The sequence below is a fragment of the Streptococcus sp. WM07 genome, from assembly GCF_004570525.1.
Classification (GTDB): Bacteria; Bacillota; Bacilli; order Lactobacillales; family Streptococcaceae; genus Streptococcus.
The window spans coordinates 1-20,226 of sequence record NZ_SPPZ01000030.1 but is presented as its reverse complement, the minus strand read 5'-3'; the positions used below and the strand labels follow the sequence as shown (position 1 = coordinate 20,226).

Sequence of the window (20,226 nt, the reverse complement as noted above, 5' to 3'; positions counted from 1 at the left end):
TAAGGAGTGCCTCTAAACCTCCTTCTAGATAACGGTTCAATAAGTTTCGTACAGTTTGATGAACAAAACCTACTGATTTAGCTACTGCTGTTAAATTCTGACATTCAGAGTAGAGAATGAGAGCTTGAATTTTCCTATGGTGCTGTGCATTCTTTTTATCTTTCAGGGCTTGCTTCAATTCGCTAATTTGATATTCATTTAGTTCGACTTTCATACCTTATAGTATACAGCTATTTTTGTTTTTTGTTAAGTATAAAAAATAGGACTACACTCTTTTAAAGGTGCCTAGAATATGCTAAACTGATAAACAGTTACATTATGGTTAGGGAGGTTGTCTAAATGGTAGAATCGAATTATCGCGAATATGCCAAGAAAGACAAAGAGTATTTAGTGAAGGATATTGAGGCGTTACGGCTAAACATTGGGGCTTCAATTCATGAATTGTCAAAAGAAATGGATGTCTCTATGGATACGTATTTCTCTTGGAAATATGGTCGTAGTTTCCCAAATCCAAAATCGATTGAAAAGATTGTGGCTTTTATGGAATCGGATAAGCCGGAAAAATTACGGGAAGACATTCGACAACGAAAAGAAGAAATCCGTCAGCGTCGGTTGGGACGCAAGAGTACTCGTGAGTGGACCAAAGAGGATTTAGACCGGGCGGAGAAATTCTTACATGAAATTGCAGAGTTTCGTAAAGATTACGAGCTAAATGAAGCTCAATTACTAGTGATTCTTAAAATTACACAAAATACTTGGGAAAAATGGACTGAGGGCATGAGTTTGCCGTCTGTTGGGAAAATGTTTGATTTACGGGATCGGATGCGGACTTATCGCAAGAAAAATCCTGTAAAATAGGAAAAGATGATTCAAGAATTGGAGGTTTAGGAACCTCCAATTTTTTTTTGCTTCAGAAAAAGGTATAATAAGATTCAGTAAGGAGGATAGAGTAATGAGATTTTTTGAAAAATCGCAAAAATTAGAACATGTGGCTTACGACATCCGAGGGCCCGTTTTAGAAGAGGCGATGCGGATGCGGGCCAATGGGGAACAGATTCTTCGGTTGAATACAGGAAATCCAGCTGAATTTGATTTTAAAGCTCCAGATGAGGTAATTCAAGATCTCATTCTCAATGCTCGTCAAAGTGAGGGATATTCGGACTCCAAGGGAATTTTTTCTGCTCGCAAAGCGGTTATGCAATATTCTCAGCTAAAAGGAATTCCTAATGTGGATATCGAAGACATCTTTATAGGAAATGGGGTTAGCGAACTGATTGTGATGTCCATGCAAGGTCTTTTGGATAATGGCGATGAAGTCTTGGTTCCAATGCCAGATTATCCACTTTGGACAGCTGCAGTAAGTCTGGGCGGAGGCAAGCCTGTTCATTATGTTTGTGATGAGGAAGCTAACTGGTATCCAGATATGGATGATATTCGTTCTAAGATCACCGAACGAACTAAGGCTATTGTTGTTATCAACCCCAATAATCCTACAGGCTCTCTCTATCCAAGGGAGGTATTGGAGGATATTGTTCAAATTGCTCGTGAACACAATTTGATTATTTATGCGGATGAAATCTATGATCGCTTAGTCATGGATGGGAAGGAACATATTGCCATTGCGAGCTTGGCACCCGACTTATTTTGTGTCAGCATGAATGGCTTATCCAAGTCCCATCGCATTGCAGGATTCCGTGTGGGTTGGATGGTTTTGTCTGGTGAGAAGAAACACGTTCGAGGCTATATTGAAGGTCTAAATATGTTGGCCAACATGCGTTTGTGTTCCAATGTCCTAGCTCAGCAGGTGGTGCAAACTTCCTTAGGCGGGTATCAATCTGTAGATGAGTTGCTCTTACCAGGGGGACGTATCTATGAGCAAAGGAATTTTATGTATGAGGCCGTGAACGCTATCCCAGGATTATCGGCAGTTAAGCCGAGTGCGGGTCTTTACCTTTTCCCTAAGATTGATCGGAATATGTATAAGATTGATGATGATGAACAGTTTGTACTTGATTTTCTGAAGCAGGAAAAGGTTTTGCTAGTGCATGGACGTGGCTTTAACTGGAAAGAGCCAGATCATTTCCGGATTGTTTACCTCCCTCGAGTGGAAGAGCTTGCTCAAGTTCAAGAAAAAATGGAGAGATTTTTAGCTCAATATCGTTATTAGTTGCCATTATTTAGAAAATTCTGATACAATAGGTAAAGAATAATGAGGTGAACTATGGCAACGTTATTGCAAAAAACGACACGGATTACTTCTATCTTGAAGGGATCTTATGAGCAATCCCATGATGAGATGCCTTTTGCATCTATTGCTCAACGCTTGTCGGAAATTATCGATTGTAATTCCTGTATCATTAATAGCCAAGGTGATTTACTTGGCTATTTTATGCGTTATAAAACAAATAATGACCGGGTAGAAGCTTTCTTTGAAAGCAGAAAATTGCCGGAAGTCTATGCTAAAGAAGCCAGTTTTGTATATCAAACAGAAGCTAACTTAGATGTCAATTCTGATTTATCGATTTATCCGGTTGAGACCAAAGAGAATCACCCCGATGGAGTGACTACGGTTGCGCCTATCCACATTACAGGGATTCGTCTAGGTTCTTTGATTATTTGGCGGAATGATCAGCCGTTTGATGAAGATGATTTGATTTTGGTTGAGATTGCTAGTACCGTAGTGGGCTTGCAAATGCTCAATCATCAGCGGGAAATTGATGAGGAGAACATTCGTCGGAGGACCACGGTCAGCATGGCGGTGAATACCCTATCCTATTCTGAATTACGAGCTGTTTCTGCTATTCTTGAGGAATTGGGTGGTAGGGAAGGTCAATTAACAGCTTCAGTCGTTGCTGATCGGATTGGGATTACCCGAAGTGTTATTGTCAATGCCCTTCGTAAATTGGAATCAGCAGGTGTGATTGAGAGTCGCTCTCTAGGTATGAAGGGGACCTATCTTAAAGTCTTGATTCCGGATGTTTTTGAAGAAATTAAGAAAAGAGAATTTTAATGACAAAAGCAGTTTTATCCATTGACTATACAAGGGATTTTGTGGCAAGCGATGGAAGGTTAACGGCAGGGCAACCGGCTCAAGTCATTTCAGAAACGATAGCAACTGTCAGTCAAAAAGCTTGGGAGGCTGGAGCCTATGTTTTCTTTATGATTGATGAACATCTAGAAGGAGATCTTTACCATCCAGAGACTCAACTTTTCCCACCTCATAATATTAGTGGGACTGACGGACGTTATCTATATGGCCCCTCTAAAGAATTTTTTGAAGAGCACCAAGAATCGAATCGTGTTTACTGGATGGATAAACACTATTATTCTGCCTTTGCAGGAACTATGCTGGATATCTATTTAAGGGAGCGAAAGGTTGATACCTTGGTATTGACGGGAGTACTCACAGATATTTGTGTTCTTCATACGGCTATTGATGCCTATCAGAATGGTTATAAAATTGAAGTCGTTACAGACGCAGTAGCCAGTATCACAGAAGCCCAACATCAATTTGCATTAGAGCATATGAAAGATGTTTTAGGGGCTAAGTTGATTTCATCCGAAGAATTAGAGTTTTGACTTGAGGCTGGAAATTATTCCAGCCTCAAAATTTTCGTTGGGGTTCCCCTCACGATTCAGTTTTATATAGAATTGAATAACTATTTTGTGAAGTACCATTCAAATACGAACAATTGGAATTGGTTTTGCAAATTCAATGCTCTACATTCATACAACAGAATTGTTGTTTGCCCCAATCAATCCCTGTATCAAAGCGTTTTTACGATATAACAAGAGAAGGCTGGGATTTTTTACCAAGCCTCTGTTCCACTCCCTATTTTTCACGCCTGAAATGTGGTAAAATAAGGAAGATTTACATGGAACCTTAAAGGAGACAGAATGAAGATTTCACATCAAGAAGTGGCTCATGTGGCCAATCTATCAAAACTAGCCTTCACTGCTGAAGAGACAGAGAAGTTTGCGACGGATCTGACCAAGATTGTCGATATGGTTGAAATGTTAAATGAATTGGATACAGAAGGGGTGGCGGTAACCTCCTCTGTAGTGACTCAGGTTAATGTTCTTCGAGAAGACCAAGCACAAGCGGGTTGGAATCGAGAAGAATTATTTGAAAATGTACCTGAAAAGAACAAGGGCTTTATCAAAGTTCCAGCCATTTTCGAAGAGGGAGGCAGCAATTAATGAGACTGCAAGAACAAACAATCGATCAACTGCATGAACTCTTGGTAAAAAAAGAAATCTCAGTTGAAGAATTGACCAAGGAATCCTTGGCAGATATTCAAGAGCGGGAAGCCGCACTGGGAAATTTCATTACCATAAATGAAGAGGGGGCTTTAGAAAAGGCTCGGGCTCTAGATGCTAAAGGAGTGGATGTTGATAATGTCTTGAGTGGGATTCCGGTAGCGGTTAAGGATAATATCTCTACTAAAGGAATTTTAACAACGGCAGCATCAAAAATGCTCTACAATTACAAGCCTATTTTTGACGCGACTAGTGTTGAAAATCTCTATAATAAGGAGATGATTGTGATTGGGAAAACTAACATGGATGAATTTGCCATGGGTGGTTCCAATGAGACATCTTATTTTAAACCAAGTAAGAATGCTTGGAATCAAAGTAAGGTTCCAGGAGGTTCCTCTGGAGGTTCTGCCTCAGCTGTGGCGGGTGGTCAAGTTCGTCTGTCCTTGGGATCAGATACAGGAGGCTCCATTCGTCAACCGGCGGCTTTTAATGGAATCGTGGGGATGAAGCCGACTTATGGTCGAATTTCACGTTTTGGTTTGATTGCCTTTGCATCTTCCTTGGATCAAATTGGTCCATTTGCGCCAACAGTTCGAGAAAATGCTCACTTGCTTGGAGCTTTGTCAGGACATGACAATCGTGATGCGACTTCTGCACCGGTTTCTGTACCTGATTTTACTAGTAAGATTGGTCAGGATCTGACAGGTATGAGAATCGCTCTCCCTAAAGAGTATATGGGTGAAGGGATTGATGCGGCAGTTAAGGAGCAAATCTTGGCGGCTGCTAAGAAATTTGAAGAGCTCGGTGCGCGTGTGGAAGAAGTTAGTCTCCCCCATAGTCGCTATGGTGTAGCCGTTTATTATATCATTGCCTCTTCAGAAGCCGCATCTAATCTTCAACGTTTTGACGGTATTCGTTATGGATTTAGAGCGGAAGATATCGAAAATCTTGAGGATGTCTATGTGAAGACACGGAGTCAAGGATTTGGGGATGAGGTTAAACGCCGGATTATGTTGGGGAACTTCAGTCTATCATCTGGTTATTATGATGCCTATTTCAAAAAAGCTGGGCAGGTACGGACCTTGATTATGGAAGATTTCCGTAAGGTTTTTGAAGGTTATGATTTGATTATGGGACCAGCTTCTCCAACGGTTGCCTTTGATTTGGGAAGCCGGATTGAGGATCCAGTTTCTATGTATTTAGCGGATCTTTTGACCATTCCGGTAAACTTGGCGGGTCTACCAGGCATGTCTCTACCAGCTGGATTTGCGGATGGTTTACCAGTTGGTTTGCAGTTGATTGCCAATCATTTCCAAGAAGAAACCTTGTATCAGGCTGCTGCAGCTTTTGAGGCAGCAACTAGCTACCATCTAGAAAAACCAGCGATTTTCGGAGGAGTTAAGTAATGAATTTTGAAACCATTATTGGATTGGAAGTCCACGTGGAGTTGAAAACAGCTTCCAAGATTTTTTCACCAGCTCCTGCGCATTTTGGTGAGGATCCAAATGCGAATACTAATATTATTGACTGGGCTTTTCCAGGAGTCTTACCCGTCTTAAATAAAGGGGTAGTGGATGCTGGAATTAAAGCCTCTCTAGCTCTTAATATGGATTTGCATCGGGATATGCACTTTGACCGTAAAAACTATTTCTATCCTGATAATCCCAAAGCTTATCAAATCTCTCAATTTGATGAGCCGATTGGCTACAATGGTTGGATCGATATTGAATTAGGGGATGGAACGACCAAAAAAATCCGTGTAGAACGGGCTCATTTGGAAGAAGATGCTGGGAAAAACACTCATGGAACCGATGGCTATTCTTATGTGGATTTGAACCGCCAAGGGGTGCCTTTGATTGAGATTGTTTCGGAAGCAGATATGCGCAGTCCAGAAGAAGCCTATGCTTATTTGACAGCTCTCAAGGAAATCATTCAGTATACGGGGATTTCTGATGTCAAGATGGAAGAAGGCTCCATGCGGGTTGATGCAAATATTTCGCTTCGTCCTTATGGTCAAGAAGCTTTTGGAACCAAAACAGAATTAAAAAACCTCAACTCCTTTAACTATGTACGTAAAGGGTTGGAGTATGAAATCAAACGGCAGGCTGAAATTTTACGATCTGGTGGTGTCATCCGTCAAGAAACCCGTCGTTACGATGAGGCAACCGGTGAAACGATCCTTATGCGTGTGAAGGAAGGAGCAGCCGACTACCGTTATTTCCCAGAACCAGATCTTCCGCGGGTTCAGTTGGACGATGCTTGGATTGAAGCAGTTCGTCAAGAATTACCAGCATTTCCGAAGGAACGTCGTCAACGGTACCGTGAAGAGTTTGGTTTGAGTGAGTACGATGCTCGTCAATTGACTGCGAACAAGTTCCAATCAGATTTCTTTGAAGCGGCAGTGGCTCTTGGAGGAGATGCTAAACAAGTCTCCAACTGGTTACAGGGAGAAGTGGCTCAATACCTTAATACCAATAGCCAAAGCTTAGAACAAATTGCTTTGACACCAGAGAATTTGGTGGAGATGATTGGTTTGATTGCAGATGCAACGATTTCGTCTAAAATTGCTAAAAAAGTTTTTGTGCATCTTGCGAAAAATGGCGGTTCAGCGCGCGAATATGTTGAGCAAGCAGGTTTGGTTCAAATTTCGGATCCAGCAGTCTTGGTTCCAATCATTCATCAAGTGTTTGCAGAACAGCCTGCTGCGGTGGCAGACTTCAAGTCTGGAAAACGTAATGCAGACAAGGCCTTTACAGGGTTCTTGATGAAGGCAACCAAAGGTCAAGCTAATCCACAAGTGGCTCAAGCTCTTCTCAAAGAAGAATTGCAAAAACTCTTAGAGGACTAATGCTTGCTACTCGTTATCTTTAGAATCAGAATCTTTGTGACCGTTCAGGAAGATAATGAGCAAGTTCGATGAAGATTGAATGACGGTTCAGCAATGAGGTTTGGTCATGCTAGATTTTGAAATTTAAGGAGTACTGGAAAGGTCGAGACACCTGTTTGTAGTGTGTCCCGGCCTTTCTCTTGGTTTTGGAAATGTTTATGAAAGGAGTCTCTGTGGAACAGAATAAATTAGGGACAGCATCCATTTTGTCTCTCTTACGGCAATTGGCTATACCGGCGGTCATTGCCAATGTTGTCAATGCTCTTTACAATATCGTGGATCAGATTTTTATTGGTCAGGGAATCGGTTATTTGGGGAATGCAGCAACCAATGTAGCTTTTCCTTTAACAACCCTGTGCTTAGCTTTGGGCTTGATGCTTGGACTCGGGGCTGCTGCTCGTTTTAACTTGGAGTTAGGGCGTGGAAACAATGCTTTAGCCAAGAAAGTCATGGGGAATGCCTTTGCAACTCTTGCGGTAGTGGGACTATTCCTGTGTTTGCTATTGCAAATTTTTTTAGGCCCACTTTTAACCCTTTTTGGGGCGACGGAAAGTATCTATGATTTGGCCCTGACCTATACCAGTGTGTCGATTTGGGGTGTTCCTTTTCTGCTCTTTTCCATTGGGGCTAACCCATTAGTTCGTGCTGATGGTTCGTCTACTTATTCGATGGTGGCGATTATTTCAGGAGCAGTGGTGAATACCTTACTGGATCCCCTGTTTATTTTTAGTTTTGGTTGGGGGATGGCTGGAGCTGCTTGGGCAACGGTACTGGGTCAATCTGTTTCAGCCCTGATTTTAGCTCTCTACCTCCCTCGCTTTAAGAGTGTGCAGATCCAACGGGAGGACTTTCGTTTGCAAGGAAGCTTGGTTCGCTCCTTTGCTTCTTTAGGGATGGCCTCTTTCATCTTTCAATCGTCTAATTTATTAGTGCAGATTGTGACCAATCAGTCACTTCGTTTTTATGGTGAAACTTCGGTTTATGGGAGTGATATTCCTATAGCGGTAGCTGGGATTGTAGCTAAGATTAACGTTATTATGATTTCCTTGATTATCGGGATTGTTCAAGGTTCTCAGCCGATATTAAGTTTCAATTATGGAGCTGAGAATTGGGAGCGAGTGCGGGAAACCATTCGTATTGCCATTGTTTGGGTATCTGTAATTGGCTTTGGAACTTGGATTGCTTTTGAAGGTTTTCCTTATGAATTCTTGTCCTTGTTTGGATCGGGAAGTGATGCGTATTTTGAATTTGGGATTGCCTATCTACGGGCCTTCTTCCTCTTCTCTTTTGTAAATGGGGTGCAAATTTTTTCAGCAACTTATTTTCCAGCCATCGGTCAGGCTAAGATGGGAGCAAAGATTTCCCTGCTCAAGCAATTAGGACTTATTTTGCCCTTTCTATTGGTGATGCCACGCTTTTTCGGGGTTGTGGGATTAGCCTATGCGATGCCCCTAGCTGATCTTATTGCCTTTGTGGTTGCGGGTCGTGCCTTATGGAATGCCTACCATCGGCTTGGTTTTCCTTTTGAAGCAAAAGAAGGGGATATGGTATAATGGAAACTAGTACAGTGGAAAATGGAGTAGCTTGTGTCAATTGAGCAATATAAGCCGGATTACACGGTAGAAGCGGTCTATGATATCGCAGTAGAAGATTTAAAAAAGCTAGGGATTGAGGCAGTCTTGGTTGATTTGGATAATACCTTGATTGCTTGGAACAACCCAGACGGGACACCGGAGATGAAGAATTGGTTGCATCAAGTACAGGATGCGAACATTCAGATTATGGTGGTCTCCAATAATACCAAGAAGCGGGTTACGCGAGCGGTTGAGAAATTCGGAATTGGCTTTGTTTATTGGGCTCTAAAACCCTTTAGTTTTGGAATTAATCGAGCTTTAGCCAAGTTACAAGTTGAACGGTCTAAGGTTGTTATGGTCGGGGATCAATTGATGACGGATATTCGGGCAGCTCATCGAGCTGGAATTCGGTCGATTCTAGTTAAACCCTTGGTCCAACATGATTCCATTAATACGAAGTTTAACCGAGCTAGGGAACGATGGGTTCTTAAAAAATTGGAAGCCAAGTACGGCCCTATGAAATTTCATAAAGGATTGTAAATGCAAGAAACATTATTTTGTATCGGTTGCGGTGCTGAAATTCAAACAAATCAAAAAGAGAAGGCGGGCTATACTCCACCAGCAGCTTTAGAAAAAGGACTGGAAACGGGAGAACTCTACTGCCAACGTTGTTTCCGTCTTCGCCATTACAATGAAATTAGTGATGTGGAGATGACAGACGAAGACTTCCTGCGCCTTCTTCACGAGGTCGGGGATAGCGATGCTTTGGTGGTCAATGTTATCGATATTTTTGACTTTAACGGTTCGGTGATTCCTGGTTTGTCACGTTTTGTTTCCGGGAACGATGTCCTTCTTGTCGGGAATAAAAAGGACATTCTGCCAAAATCCGTCAAGGATAAAAAATTATTGCGCTGGTTGACTGAACGAGCTCATGAAGAAGGTCTACGACCGGTGGATGTCCAATTAACCAGTGCACAAAACAAGGAAGCCATCAAAGATTTAATTGAAAAAATTGATCGCTACCGTAAAGGGCGTGATGTCTATGTGGTAGGAGTTACTAATGTAGGCAAGTCTACTCTGATTAATGCCATTATTCAGGAATTATCAGGGGATAGGAATGTGATTACAACCAGTCGGTTCCCAGGGACGACTCTGGATAAAATTGAGATTCCCTTAGAAGATGGTCGTTTTATCTATGATACCCCAGGAATTATCCATCGTTACCAGATGGCTCATTACTTAGAAGGCAAGGATCTGAAATTAGTCAGTCCGAAAAAAGAGCTAAAACCTAAAACCTACCAACTTAATCCAGAGCAAACCCTCTTCTTTGGCGGTTTAGCGCGCTTGGATTTTGAAGCCGGTGACCGGCAAGGCTTTACAGCTTATTTTGAGAATGAACTGACCATCCATCGAACCAAACTAGCTGGGGCAGATGCTTTTTACGACAAACATGTTGGAGACTTGTTGCAACCACCAAGGAAGAAAAAGTTAGACAGTTTCCCAAGGCTAGTCCCTCATAACTTGACCATCACTGAGAAAAGTGATGTCGTCTTTTCAGGTTTGGGATGGGTTCGTATCCCTCAAGCTGCTCGCTTGGTTGCCTGGGCACCTGAAGGAGTTACAGTTCTGGTTCGTCCAGCGATTATTTAATCGTGGTTCGATTTAAAAAAGGCTAGACACAGTCAAAAGTATAAGGAGAATTATGTCACTAACAAGCAAACAAAGAGCTTTTTTAAAGGCTGAAGCCCATCATATGAAACCCATTATTCAGATTGGAAAAAATGGTTTGAATGATGAAATCAAAACCAGTATCCGGAAGGCCTTGGATGCGCGTGAATTGATTAAAATTACACTATTGCAAAATACAGATGAAAATATTCATGATGTTGCAGAAACTCTAGAGGAAGAAATTGGTCTGGATACAGTCCAAAAAATTGGTCGGATATTGATTCTCTTCAAACCTTCTGCCAAAAAAGAAAATCGCAAATTGTCCATTAAAGTTCGTGAGGTATAATACCGAACGAACTTTAAAATCAACATACTCGGGAAATTTCAAAGAGCTGACATGGAAGCCTGCTTGTGAATCTACAGGCTACACTATGGATAGATTTCATCAAAGAGATTTGACAAGCTCAGACTTTGAGGATTATTGAGTTTAAGAAGGAGAAACGATGGCACTTGAACTAGTCACACCTTTTACGAAAGTTGCTCTGCAACCGGATTTACCAGAGAAGAAACGCAAACAAGTCGGGATCTTGGGAGGGAATTTCAATCCTGTCCATAATGCTCACCTGTTAGTAGCGGATCAGGTGCGGCAGCAATTGAGTTTGGACCAGGTCTTGCTCATGCCAGAGTTTATTCCCCCTCATAAGGATAAAAAAGAAACAATTGACCAGCACCACCGTCTGATGATGTTAGAGTTGGCTTTGAATGGAAAAGAAGGTTTGGGGATTGAGCGTTTAGAATTAGAACGCCAGGGGATTAGTTATACCTATGATAGTATGAAAATGCTCACGGAGGCGAATCCTGATACGGATTACTACTTTATTATTGGGGCGGATATGGTGGAATATCTTCCTAAATGGCACCGAATTGATGAACTTTTAGAATTGGTACAGTTTGTAGGTGTTCAACGCCCTAAATATAAGGCAGGGACCTCTTATCCTGTAATCTGGGTAGATGTACCGCTAATGGATATTTCCTCTAGCATGGTCCGTGATTTTATTGCAGCCGGCCGTGAACCTAATTTTTTGTTACCGGAACTGGTTTGGAACTATATTAAACGTGAGGGCTTATACAAATGACCTATTCCTTATATCTCCCCTTTGATAGGGATTCTTTATTGGAGTGTTTAGGTCAGACTTTGAGCCCGCATCGGTATCAGCATGTTTTGAATGTGGAAAAAGCTGCGATACAATTGGCGGAAACCCATGGTTACGATCCTATCAAGGCTGGTTTAGCAGGTCTGCTTCATGACTATGCTAAGGAAAAGCCAGATAGCTATTTTCAGAAATTGATCAGAGAACGGGACTTAAATCCAGACTTGCTGCAATGGGGGAATAACCTTTGGCATGGCTATCTGGGAATTTATGCCATTCAAGAGGAGCTGGGACTGGAGGATGTCGAAATCCTAGAAGCCATTCGAGTGCATACGATTGGGAAAGCGGACATGTCGCCCTTGGATATGATTCTCTATGTGGCTGATTACATCGAGGAAGGGAGAGATTTTCCTGGCGTTGAGGAGGCCAGACGGATAGCTTTTTCTTCTTTAGAAGAGGGAGTCGCTTATGAAACAGCGGAAACTCTTTCTTTTCTAGCCAAGAAACGAATTCCTATTTATCCGCAAACCATCGAAACCTATAATGCATACAGACACTTTTTAGAGAGGTAAACAATGGAAGGAAATCAATTATTAGAACTTGTTGTTAAAGCTGCGGATGAAAAGCGGGCTGAAGATCTGGTTGCCTTAGATGTTCAAGAGTTGACGAGTGTAACAGACTATTTTGTTATTGCCAGCTCGATGAATAGCCGTCAATTGGAAGCGATTGCTGATAATGTCCGTGAAAAGGCTCAAGAAGCTGGCTTAGAAGTCGGTCCTCTGGAGGGGAACGTGGCCAGTGGCTGGGTTCTCTTGGATTTGGGGGCAGTAGTGTTCCATGTCTTTTCAGAGGAAGTTCGCAATGATTACAATTTGGAGAAACTTTGGCATGAAGCGGAAATGGTTGACATTTCTAGCTATGTAGATTAAAGAATATAAAGGAGGACAGTGTTTGAGGAATCCAAGTAGCTATTTACCTGGATTTCTAAGTGTCCTCTTTTTCGAATATAGAGGTATCGGATGACAACTTACGAAACATTTGCGCGTGTGTATGATTCCATTATGGATGATCAACTTTATGACCAGTGGCTAGCCTTTACGCAAGACCATCTTACCCCAGATACAACAGATATTTTGGAGTTGGCCTGTGGGACAGGTATTCTATCTCTGAAACTCGACCAAGCTGGTTACCGAGTAAAAGGCCTAGATCTAAGTCCAGAGATGGTGGATTTAGCACAGAAACGAGCTCAGGAAGCCGGCCGAAATATTGAGTTTATCCAAGGGAATATGTTGGCATTACCTGCTGTGGATGCTGTGGATGCTGTGACTTGCTATTCGGATTCTATCTGCTATTTAGAAGATGAAGTTGAAGTTGGAGATGCTTTCCAGCAGGTTTTCCAGGTCCTAAAATCTGGTGGTCGCTTTCTGTTTGATGTTCATTCGATTTATCAAATGGAAGAAGTCTATCCGGGTTATAGTTACCATGAGAATGCAGAAGATTTTGCCTTTGTTTGGGATTCCTATCCGGATGAGCCACCTTATTCGATCGTTCATGAATTGACCTTCTTTTTGCAAGAAGAAGATGGTCGTTTTGTACGCAAGGATGAAGTCCATGAAGAAAGAACTTATGAACGTCTAACCTATGAGATTTTGTTGGAACAAGCTGGTTTTACCAATATCCAGATGTTTGCAGATTTCACCAATCAAGCTCCAGATGAAAAAAGTCTGCGTTGGTTCTTTGTAGCGGAAAAACCATGAAAATAAGCGGAGTCATTGCAGAGTTTAACCCTTTTCATAATGGCCATCGTTACCTCTTGGATCAAATGGAAGGTCTCAAAATTGTGGCTATGTCTGGTAATTTTGTCCAGAGAGGCGAGCCGGCTTTTGTGGATAAATGGGTTCGGGCACAGATGGCTTTGTCTCAGGGAGCGGATCTAGTTTTAGAGCTTCCCTTTCTAGTCAGTGTTCAAGCTGCCGATTTTTTTGCAACTGGAGCGGTTGCAATCTTGGCGAGAGCTGGGGTAGAGGAGCTTGTTTTTGGAAGTGAAGAAGTCCATGATTACAATCAGTTATTAGAGGTTTATAGGAGTCAAGCTGAGAAGATGAGCAGGTATATGGATCAACTTCCATCATTCTTATCTTATCCTCAGAAGAGCCAAGCCACTTGGGAGAAATTTGTGGGCCTAACCTTTAGCGGACAAAAACCTAATCATATTTTAGGCTTGGCCTATACCAAGGCTGTTGCGGATACTAATCTAACTCTAAAGGCTGTCCAACGCCAGGGAGCTGGTTTTCATTCATTGGATAAGAATCAGAGTTATGCATCTGCTACCGCTCTGCGTCATCATCGGGGAGATTTGGAATTTATCAAGCGGCATAGCCCCGTAGCGAATCTTTTAACCCAAGCTCCGCAGCAAGATTGGTCTTTGTACTGGCCCCTGTTGCGTTATCAGATTCTTAGTTATCCTAATCTACAAGAGATTTATCAAGTTAATGAAGAATTAGCGCAGCGCTTACTTCAGGCGATTGATCGGGTCAATTCGGTAGAGGAACTGGTTGCAGCGGTGGCGACCAAGCGTTTTACCAAAGCACGGGTGAGACGTGTCTTAACTTATATTCTGGTAGGGGCTAAGGAGACTTCCTTGCCGGAATCCTTGCATGTACTAGGTTTTTCGGAGCGGGGGCGTCAGCACCTAGCGCTTTTGAAGAAACAAATCAAGCTAGTAACACGGATTGGAGCGGAGCCTTGGGATGTTCTGACGCAGAAGGCTGATAAGATTTATAGCCTAGGTCAAGAGAGCATTGAAGAGCAAAATTTTGGACGGATTCCGATTCAATGGGGTGGAGAGTAAATTCTTTTTTGCGTCAGCTTTTGGAAAGTGATATAATAACGCGTGAATGCAGTAATTAAAGGAGAAGAACATGGGACGTAAATGGGCCAATATTGTGGCAAAAAAGACAGCTAAAGATGGTGCTAACTCTAAAGTTTATGCAAAATTTGGAGTTGAAATTTATGTAGCAGCTAAAAAAGGGGAACCAGATCCTGAGTTGAATGCAGCTCTTAAGTTTGTTGTGGATCGAGCTAAGCAAGCGCAGGTTCCTAAACACGTTATTGATAAGGCTATTGATAAGGCCAAGGGAAATACAGACGAAACCTTTACTGAAGGTCGATATGAAGGCTTTGGACCAAATGGTTCAATGTTGATTGTCGATACTCTTACTTCCAACGTGAATCGGACTGCAGCCAATATTCGTGCAGCCTTTGGTAAGAATGGTGGAAACATGGGTGCGAGTGGTTCGGTTTCCTACATGTTTGATAACAAGGGTGTGATTGTTTTTGCAGGTGACGATGCAGATGCTATTTTTGAATTACTTCTGGAAGCGGATGTTGATGTTGATGATGTAGAAGCAGAAGAAGGAAGCATCACGGTGTATACAGCACCAACGGATTTGCACAAAGCTGTAGAGGCTCTTCGTGGAGAGGGAATTGAAGAGTTCCAGATCACAGAATTGGAAATGATTCCTCAATCGGAAGTGCAATTGGAGGGGGATGACCTCACTGTCTTTGAAAAACTCGTGGATGTCTTGGAAGATGATGAAGATGTTCAAAAAGTTTACACAAATGTAGACGGATTCTAGAAACATAAAAAAGACCGAAAGAGAACGTTTTCGGTCTTTTTTGTGTTTCTTAATACTAGCTAGTAGAATTTTTCTTTCTTTTTTGTTACTATCTTAAGTAGAAACTAAAAGGAGGTTTTTCATGAAAATGAAAAAAGTCATTTCTCTTGCCCTTGTTGCTGTATCTGCTCTCGTGATTGCAGCTTGCTCCAATAATGCCTCAGACTCTTCTGAAGCTTCTGGCAAGGAAGTTGTACGTGTAGCAACTAATGCCTCACCAAAACCATTTAACTATGAAGATGAAAAAGGGGAGTTGACAGGTTACGAGATTGAAGTTGTAAAAGCAATTTTCAAAGATTCAGATAAGTATTCCCTTGAATTTGAAAAAACAGAATGGTCAAGTATCTTCGCAGGTTTGGATAGTGATCGTTACCAAATGGCTGTTAACAACATTTCTTATACAGAGGAGCGTGCAGGTAAATACCTCTATGCTTATCCAGTAGCTAAGAATCCCAATGTTTTAGTTGTCCAAAAGGATGACGACAGCATCAAGTCTATGGATGATCTTGGTGGTAAGAAAACGGAGGTTGTTCAAGGAACGAACTCTGCTGCCCAATTGGAAGAATGGAACAAGGAACATGCTGATAATCCAACCGAGCTTTCTTATACAAAAGCTGACTTCCAACAAATCATGACACGTTTGAATGACGGTCAAGCAGACTACAAGATTTTTGACCGTATCTCTGTTGAAACAATCATCAAGAATCAGGGCTTGAACAATCTGAAAATTATTGAATTGCCAGATACAGCTCAGCCATTTGTTTATCCAATTTTTGCTAAAGGTCAAGATAGCTTGAAAGAATTTGTCGATGGACGTATCAAAGAGCTTCAAGCTGATGGTACTCTTGAGAAACTTTCTAAAGAATTCTTTGGTGGCGACTTTGCCCCAACGGCTGAAGACTTGAAATAATCTAAAAAGTAGTTCCTTGGGAGCTACTTTTTTAGGACCCTTTTGATTTTACCTGATAAAGTATTTTGATAATCAGCATAAAAAAACAATACTAGTCGAAGGAGTCAGCTTCTGTTATTCTACTCTTAAGAAAAAGAAAAGGAGTTTGCTTATGAAATTGAAATCGGTATTGAAAATTGTAGGACTAACATCATTAGCTGCTTTCGCCTTGGCGGCTTGTGCTCCATCAAGTGATGCAAAAGAGAATGCCAACACGATTCGTGTGGGGTTAATGGCTAAAAGTGATACGGAGGAAGCTCGCTGGGATAAAATTGAAGAACTACTTAAAGATGAAGGGGTTCGTTTGGAGTATACAGAGTTTACGGATTACTCCCAACCTAATAAGGCAACCGCAAATGGAGAAGTGGACGTTAATGCCTTCCAGCATTACAATTTCTTGAATAATTGGAATGAGGAAAATAATGGGACTCTTGTTCCGATTGCGGATACTTACTTCACAGCTTTCCGTCTTTATTCGGGTACTAAAGATGGGTCTGAGCGCTATACAAGTGTTGATCAAATTCCAGATGGCGGCACTATCGCCATTCCAAACGATCCTGTGAATGAAAGTCGGGCACTCTATCTTCTTCAATCAGCAGGTTTATTGAAGCTGGATGTTTCTGGTGACACTTTTGCAGCTATCTCCAATATTAAAGAAAATCCAAAGAATCTTAGCATTAAAGAGCTAGATGCCAGTCAAACGGCTCGTTCCTTAGGATCCGTCGATGCAGCTATTGTTAATAATGATTTTGTTCAAGAAGCAGGGATTGATTTTAAAAAGGCGATTTTTGTTGAAGTACCAGATGAAAACTCCAAACAATGGTACAATTTCTTGGCGGCTAAGGAAGATTGGGAAAAATCTCCAAAAGCTGATGCATTGAAAAAATTGATTAAGGCTTACCATACTGACGAGGTGAAAAAAGTGATTGAAGAATCTTCAGGTGGTTTGGATCAGCCTGTTTGGTAATCGAATAGAAGGTTGGGATTTCTACCCAGCCTTTTTGTTTTCTGCTGTTCCAGTATCATTTAGGGATTGATAAAGATTTTTTATGATGCGGATAAAAAACCCATACTAGGCAGCTAGAAGGAGGTTTGTTATTCTATTATCAAGAACAATAAAGGAGTTTAATTATGAAATTGAAATCAATTTTGAAAGTAGTAGGTTTGACAACCTTAGCAGGGCTAACGCTTGCAGCCTGTGTGAACACGGGCGGTTCCTCTTCCGACAATAATACTCTTCGTGTAGGGCTCATGGCTAAAAGTGATTCTGAAGAAAAACGTTGGGAAAAAATTGAAGAGCTATTGGAAAAAGAAGGGGTGAAGCTGGAGTATACAGAGTTTACGGATTATTCACAGCCAAATATCGCCACTGCTAACGGGGATGTTGATCTCAATGCTTTTCAACATTATAACTTCTTAGATAACTGGAATGAAGAAAATAAAGGAGACTTGGTAGCCATTGCGGATACTATCATTTCCCCAATTCGTCTTTACTCAGGAACAAAGGACGGTAAAAATCGTTACACTAGTGTAGATCAAATTCCCGATGGTGCAACAATCACAGTTCCGAATGATGCTACAAACGAGAGCCGTGCCCTCTACCTTCTTCAATCAGCTGGTTTGATTAAATTGGATGTTTCCGGTAAAGAGTTGGCAACGATTGCGAATGTCAAAGAAAATCCAAAGAAATTGGACATCAAAGAATTGGATGCTAGTCAAACAGCTCGTTCTTTAGATTCAGCAGATGCAGCAGTTGTTAACAATACCTTTGTATCTGAAGCAGGACTTGACTTTAAGAAAGCCCTCTTTGTTGAAGTTGCAGATGAGAACTCACAACAATGGTACAATATTCTTGCTGCTAAGAGCGACTGGGAAAAATCCGATAAAGCAGATGCTTTGAAGAAGTTAATCAAAGCCTACCACACGGATGATGTGAAAAAAGTCATCGAAGAAACCTCAGAAGGTTTGGATCAACCAGTTTGGTAAACCAGACACTGTATGCAAATCAAGCAAGAGGAGTGGGTTTGGAAGAAAGCCCACTCTTTTCTCTGCTACTAAATATAGGAGAAAATCATGTCAGAAGCGATCATTAAACTGGAACATATGGGGGTTCGCTTTACCCAGAAAAATAAAGTGATTACAGCTGTTGACGATGTTAGTCTGTCCATTCAACAGGGAGATATCTATGGAATTGTAGGGTACTCTGGAGCAGGGAAGTCTACCTTGGTGCGGGTTATTAATCTTTTGCAAACTCCAACAGAAGGGCGTTTGATTGTTGATAACGAAGTCTTTTTTGATCATGGGAAGATTCAACTAAGTTCCCAAACACTTCGGGAAAAACGTCGGGAAATTGGAATGATTTTCCAACATTTCAATTTAATGAGCCAAAAGACAGCAGCTGAAAATGTGGACTTTGCTCTGAAGCATTCTGGTTTGAGCAAGGAGCAACGGGCTCAAAAAGTTCAAGAATTATTGGAGTTAGTTGGTTTAGCTGATCGAGCGGAGAATTATCCGTCTCAGTTGTCAGGGGGACAAAAACAACGTGTGGCTATTGCGCGTGCCTTGGCTAATGATCCAAAGATTTTAATTTCAGATGAGTCTACATCAGCCTTGGATCCTAAAACAACTAAGCAAATTCTGAATTTGCTTCAGGAATTAAATGAGCGATTAGGCTTAACCATTATTATGATTACTCATGAGATGCAGATTGTAAAAGATATTGCCAATCGTGTAGCCGTGATGCAAGATGGTCGTTTGATTGAAGAGGGAAGCGTTCTTGATATCTTTAGTAATCCTAAAAATGAGTTGACCAAGGATTTCATGGAGACAGCGACTGGAATTGATGAAGCTTTACGGAAAATTTATCAACAGGAAAGTGTCCTTCATCTGCCTACGGGGCAAGAACTGGTACATTTGAAATTTTCTGGTAGTGTTACTGATCAAGCTATTATTCATGACCTCTCTAAGCACTATGAGGTTGCAGCCAATATTTTATTTGGGAATATTGAAATTTTAGACCATACGCCGGTTGGTGAGTTGATTGTGATTCTTTCTGGTTCAACAGAGAATCTGGCTAAGGCACACGAAGGATTGAAGCAATCTGGAGTTGGGGTTAAAATTCTGAAGGAAGGACGTTAAGATGAATTTTATTGAAACTTACTTACCAAATGTTTATAAAATGGGATGGTCAGGACAAGCCGGCTGGGGGACTGCGATTTATTTGACTCTCTATATGACCTTTTATGCCTTCTTAATTGGTGGATTTTTGGGTCTTGTCACTGGCTTGCTACTTGTTTTGACCGCTCCAGGTGGTGTTTTAGCCAATAAATGGGTCTATTGGACCTTAGATAAAGTAACTTCGATCTTTCGAGCTATTCCCTTTATCATTTTATTAGCGGTTCTTTCACCGTTAGCTCAGACTTTAGTCGGAACGAGTATTGGTCCTAATGCTGCACTTGTGCCGCTATCATTTGCCGTCTATGCTTTTTTTGCTCGTCAAGTACAAGTTGTTTTAGCGGAGTTGGATTCCGGAGTTATTGAAGCGGCTCAAGCTAGTGGAGCGACGACTAAAGATATTATTGGTGTTTATCTGAGCGAAGGACTGCCGGACCTTATTCGAGTTACAACAGTAACTCTAATCTCCTTAGTAGGTGAGACTGCTATGGCTGGAGCTGTTGGAGCTGGGGGACTAGGAAATGTTGCTATCGCTTATGGATATAATCGCTATAACCATGATGTGACCATCCTAGCCACAGTTTTAATTATTATTCTGATTTTTACGATTCAATTTGTGGGGGATTTTATCACTAAAAAAGTCAGTCATAAGTAAAAAAATCTCAGAGGATCTTTTCTCTGAGAATTTTTTTAAAAAAATTTTAAAAAAAGTGTTGCCAAGTAAGTAAGAGTGTTGTATACTAATAAAGTCCTGAAGGGAGAGTTCCTTAAACGGGACAGATGAATGATAAAAGTTCGGGTGAAACGAACGAATTCAAAAAAACTTCAAAAAAGTTAACAAAAAGTGTTGACAAGCAAATGAAGTTTTGATAGAATGATTAAGTTG

23 protein-coding genes are annotated in these 20,226 nt (G+C 41.4%); 22 read left to right on the top strand and 1 reads right to left on the bottom strand.

The features are described from left to right. Positions 1-214, bottom strand: a 214-nt coding sequence (locus E4T71_RS05150) for a helix-turn-helix domain-containing protein (protein WP_135034965.1), incomplete at its 3' end; no start/stop codon positions are given. A gap of 125 nt (positions 215-339) precedes the next feature. On the opposite strand from E4T71_RS05150, the gene E4T71_RS05145 reads away from it, so the two are divergent. The 22 genes from E4T71_RS05145 to E4T71_RS05040 all read left to right on the top strand — a co-directional run bounded on the left by E4T71_RS05145 (position 340) and on the right by E4T71_RS05040 (position 19,995). After that, a complete protein-coding gene (locus E4T71_RS05145) occupies positions 340-858 on the top strand; it encodes a hypothetical protein (protein ID WP_135037780.1) in 519 nt (172 codons plus the stop codon). A gap of 94 nt (positions 859-952) precedes the next feature. Next, the gene (locus E4T71_RS05140; protein WP_135037777.1) at positions 953-2,167 is read left to right on the top strand and encodes a pyridoxal phosphate-dependent aminotransferase; all 1,215 of its coding nucleotides are present in this window, start codon (positions 953-955) and stop codon (positions 2,165-2,167) included. Between the two features lie 54 nt (positions 2,168-2,221). Then, positions 2,222-3,010, top strand: coding sequence for a GTP-sensing pleiotropic transcriptional regulator CodY (gene codY, locus E4T71_RS05135; protein ID WP_135037774.1), 789 nt, complete (start codon positions 2,222-2,224; stop codon positions 3,008-3,010). Continuing rightward, on the top strand, positions 3,010-3,579 hold the full coding sequence (locus tag E4T71_RS05130; RefSeq protein ID WP_135037771.1) for a cysteine hydrolase family protein: 570 nt from the start codon (positions 3,010-3,012) through the stop codon (positions 3,577-3,579). Before codY ends, E4T71_RS05130 begins: the two co-directional genes overlap by 1 nt. A 318-nt stretch (positions 3,580-3,897) precedes the next feature. Beyond that, positions 3,898-4,200, top strand: coding sequence for an Asp-tRNA(Asn)/Glu-tRNA(Gln) amidotransferase subunit GatC (gatC, locus tag E4T71_RS05125; protein ID WP_135037768.1), 303 nt, complete (start codon positions 3,898-3,900; stop codon positions 4,198-4,200). Then, entirely contained in the window at positions 4,200-5,666 is a 1,467-nt protein-coding gene (gatA, locus tag E4T71_RS05120; RefSeq protein ID WP_135037765.1) for an Asp-tRNA(Asn)/Glu-tRNA(Gln) amidotransferase subunit GatA, read from the top strand. The genes gatC and gatA overlap by 1 nt, the downstream gene beginning before the upstream one ends. Next, positions 5,666-7,108 (top strand): Asp-tRNA(Asn)/Glu-tRNA(Gln) amidotransferase subunit GatB, encoded by a 1,443-nt coding sequence (gene gatB / locus E4T71_RS05115; RefSeq protein WP_135037762.1) that lies wholly within the window; start codon positions 5,666-5,668, stop codon positions 7,106-7,108. The genes gatA and gatB overlap by 1 nt, the downstream gene beginning before the upstream one ends. 212 nt (positions 7,109-7,320) lie before the next feature. Beyond that, on the top strand, positions 7,321-8,700 hold the full coding sequence (locus E4T71_RS05110) for an MATE family efflux transporter (protein WP_209304472.1): 1,380 nt from the start codon (positions 7,321-7,323) through the stop codon (positions 8,698-8,700). A 33-nt stretch (positions 8,701-8,733) separates the two neighbouring features. Then, entirely contained in the window at positions 8,734-9,261 is a 528-nt protein-coding gene (locus E4T71_RS05105) for a YqeG family HAD IIIA-type phosphatase (protein WP_135037756.1), read from the top strand. Further along, positions 9,262-10,371, top strand: coding sequence for a ribosome biogenesis GTPase YqeH (yqeH, locus tag E4T71_RS05100; RefSeq protein ID WP_135037753.1), 1,110 nt, complete (start codon positions 9,262-9,264; stop codon positions 10,369-10,371). A gap of 52 nt (positions 10,372-10,423) precedes the next feature. Further along, a complete protein-coding gene (gene yhbY, locus E4T71_RS05095) occupies positions 10,424-10,735 on the top strand; it encodes a ribosome assembly RNA-binding protein YhbY (protein ID WP_135037750.1) in 312 nt (103 codons plus the stop codon). A gap of 157 nt (positions 10,736-10,892) precedes the next feature. Beyond that, entirely contained in the window at positions 10,893-11,525 is a 633-nt protein-coding gene (locus E4T71_RS05090) for a nicotinate-nucleotide adenylyltransferase (protein ID WP_135037747.1), read from the top strand. Next, entirely contained in the window at positions 11,522-12,112 is a 591-nt protein-coding gene (gene yqeK / locus E4T71_RS05085) for a bis(5'-nucleosyl)-tetraphosphatase (symmetrical) YqeK (RefSeq protein WP_135037744.1), read from the top strand. The genes E4T71_RS05090 and yqeK overlap by 4 nt, the downstream gene beginning before the upstream one ends. Positions 12,113-12,115: 3 nt before the next feature. Further along, positions 12,116-12,469: a ribosome silencing factor gene (gene rsfS / locus E4T71_RS05080; protein WP_135037741.1), complete on the top strand. Its 354-nt coding sequence runs from the start codon at positions 12,116-12,118 to the stop codon at positions 12,467-12,469. Positions 12,470-12,559: 90 nt separating this feature from the next. Then, on the top strand, positions 12,560-13,297 hold the full coding sequence (locus E4T71_RS05075) for a class I SAM-dependent methyltransferase (protein WP_135037738.1): 738 nt from the start codon (positions 12,560-12,562) through the stop codon (positions 13,295-13,297). Then, positions 13,294-14,391 (top strand): nucleotidyltransferase, encoded by a 1,098-nt coding sequence (locus tag E4T71_RS05070; RefSeq protein ID WP_135037736.1) that lies wholly within the window; start codon positions 13,294-13,296, stop codon positions 14,389-14,391. Before E4T71_RS05075 ends, E4T71_RS05070 begins: the two co-directional genes overlap by 4 nt. 70 nt (positions 14,392-14,461) lie before the next feature. Next, positions 14,462-15,178, top strand: a complete 717-nt coding sequence (locus tag E4T71_RS05065; RefSeq protein ID WP_135037733.1) for a YebC/PmpR family DNA-binding transcriptional regulator — start codon at positions 14,462-14,464, stop codon at positions 15,176-15,178. 127 nt (positions 15,179-15,305) lie between these two features. After that, the gene (locus E4T71_RS05060; RefSeq protein ID WP_135037782.1) at positions 15,306-16,127 is read left to right on the top strand and encodes an amino acid ABC transporter substrate-binding protein; all 822 of its coding nucleotides are present in this window, start codon (positions 15,306-15,308) and stop codon (positions 16,125-16,127) included. Positions 16,128-16,278: 151 nt separating this feature from the next. Then, complete coding sequence (locus tag E4T71_RS05055) at positions 16,279-17,133, top strand: MetQ/NlpA family ABC transporter substrate-binding protein (RefSeq protein WP_135037730.1); 855 nt, start codon at positions 16,279-16,281, stop codon at positions 17,131-17,133. Positions 17,134-17,297: 164 nt separating this feature from the next. Then, complete coding sequence (locus tag E4T71_RS05050; protein ID WP_135037727.1) at positions 17,298-18,152, top strand: MetQ/NlpA family ABC transporter substrate-binding protein; 855 nt, start codon at positions 17,298-17,300, stop codon at positions 18,150-18,152. Between the two features lie 87 nt (positions 18,153-18,239). Further along, positions 18,240-19,304 (top strand): methionine ABC transporter ATP-binding protein, encoded by a 1,065-nt coding sequence (locus E4T71_RS05045; RefSeq protein ID WP_135037724.1) that lies wholly within the window; start codon positions 18,240-18,242, stop codon positions 19,302-19,304. 1 nt (position 19,305) lies between these two features. After that, complete coding sequence (locus E4T71_RS05040) at positions 19,306-19,995, top strand: methionine ABC transporter permease (RefSeq protein ID WP_135037721.1); 690 nt, start codon at positions 19,306-19,308, stop codon at positions 19,993-19,995. The last annotated feature ends 231 nt before the right edge of the window (positions 19,996-20,226 follow it).

Bases quoted from the DNA above. Each gene is read 5' to 3' on its own strand.
- E4T71_RS05145 (WP_135037780.1), top strand. From the start codon at position 340: ATGGTAGAATCGAATTATCGCGAATATGCCAAGAAAGACAAAGAGTAT.
- E4T71_RS05140 (WP_135037777.1), top strand. From the start codon at position 953: ATGAGATTTTTTGAAAAATCGCAAAAATTAGAACATGTGGCTTACGAC.
- codY (WP_135037774.1), top strand. From the start codon at position 2,222: ATGGCAACGTTATTGCAAAAAACGACACGGATTACTTCTATCTTGAAG.
- E4T71_RS05130 (WP_135037771.1), top strand. From the start codon at position 3,010: ATGACAAAAGCAGTTTTATCCATTGACTATACAAGGGATTTTGTGGCA.
- gatC (WP_135037768.1), top strand. From the start codon at position 3,898: ATGAAGATTTCACATCAAGAAGTGGCTCATGTGGCCAATCTATCAAAA.
- gatA (WP_135037765.1), top strand. From the start codon at position 4,200: ATGAGACTGCAAGAACAAACAATCGATCAACTGCATGAACTCTTGGTA.
- gatB (WP_135037762.1), top strand. From the start codon at position 5,666: ATGAATTTTGAAACCATTATTGGATTGGAAGTCCACGTGGAGTTGAAA.
- yqeH (WP_135037753.1), top strand. From the start codon at position 9,262: ATGCAAGAAACATTATTTTGTATCGGTTGCGGTGCTGAAATTCAAACA.
- yhbY (WP_135037750.1), top strand. From the start codon at position 10,424: ATGTCACTAACAAGCAAACAAAGAGCTTTTTTAAAGGCTGAAGCCCAT.
- E4T71_RS05090 (WP_135037747.1), top strand. From the start codon at position 10,893: ATGGCACTTGAACTAGTCACACCTTTTACGAAAGTTGCTCTGCAACCG.
- yqeK (WP_135037744.1), top strand. From the start codon at position 11,522: ATGACCTATTCCTTATATCTCCCCTTTGATAGGGATTCTTTATTGGAG.
- rsfS (WP_135037741.1), top strand. From the start codon at position 12,116: ATGGAAGGAAATCAATTATTAGAACTTGTTGTTAAAGCTGCGGATGAA.
- E4T71_RS05075 (WP_135037738.1), top strand. From the start codon at position 12,560: ATGACAACTTACGAAACATTTGCGCGTGTGTATGATTCCATTATGGAT.
- E4T71_RS05070 (WP_135037736.1), top strand. From the start codon at position 13,294: ATGAAAATAAGCGGAGTCATTGCAGAGTTTAACCCTTTTCATAATGGC.
- E4T71_RS05065 (WP_135037733.1), top strand. From the start codon at position 14,462: ATGGGACGTAAATGGGCCAATATTGTGGCAAAAAAGACAGCTAAAGAT.
- E4T71_RS05060 (WP_135037782.1), top strand. From the start codon at position 15,306: ATGAAAAAAGTCATTTCTCTTGCCCTTGTTGCTGTATCTGCTCTCGTG.
- E4T71_RS05055 (WP_135037730.1), top strand. From the start codon at position 16,279: ATGAAATTGAAATCGGTATTGAAAATTGTAGGACTAACATCATTAGCT.
- E4T71_RS05050 (WP_135037727.1), top strand. From the start codon at position 17,298: ATGAAATTGAAATCAATTTTGAAAGTAGTAGGTTTGACAACCTTAGCA.
- E4T71_RS05045 (WP_135037724.1), top strand. From the start codon at position 18,240: ATGTCAGAAGCGATCATTAAACTGGAACATATGGGGGTTCGCTTTACC.
- E4T71_RS05040 (WP_135037721.1), top strand. From the start codon at position 19,306: ATGAATTTTATTGAAACTTACTTACCAAATGTTTATAAAATGGGATGG.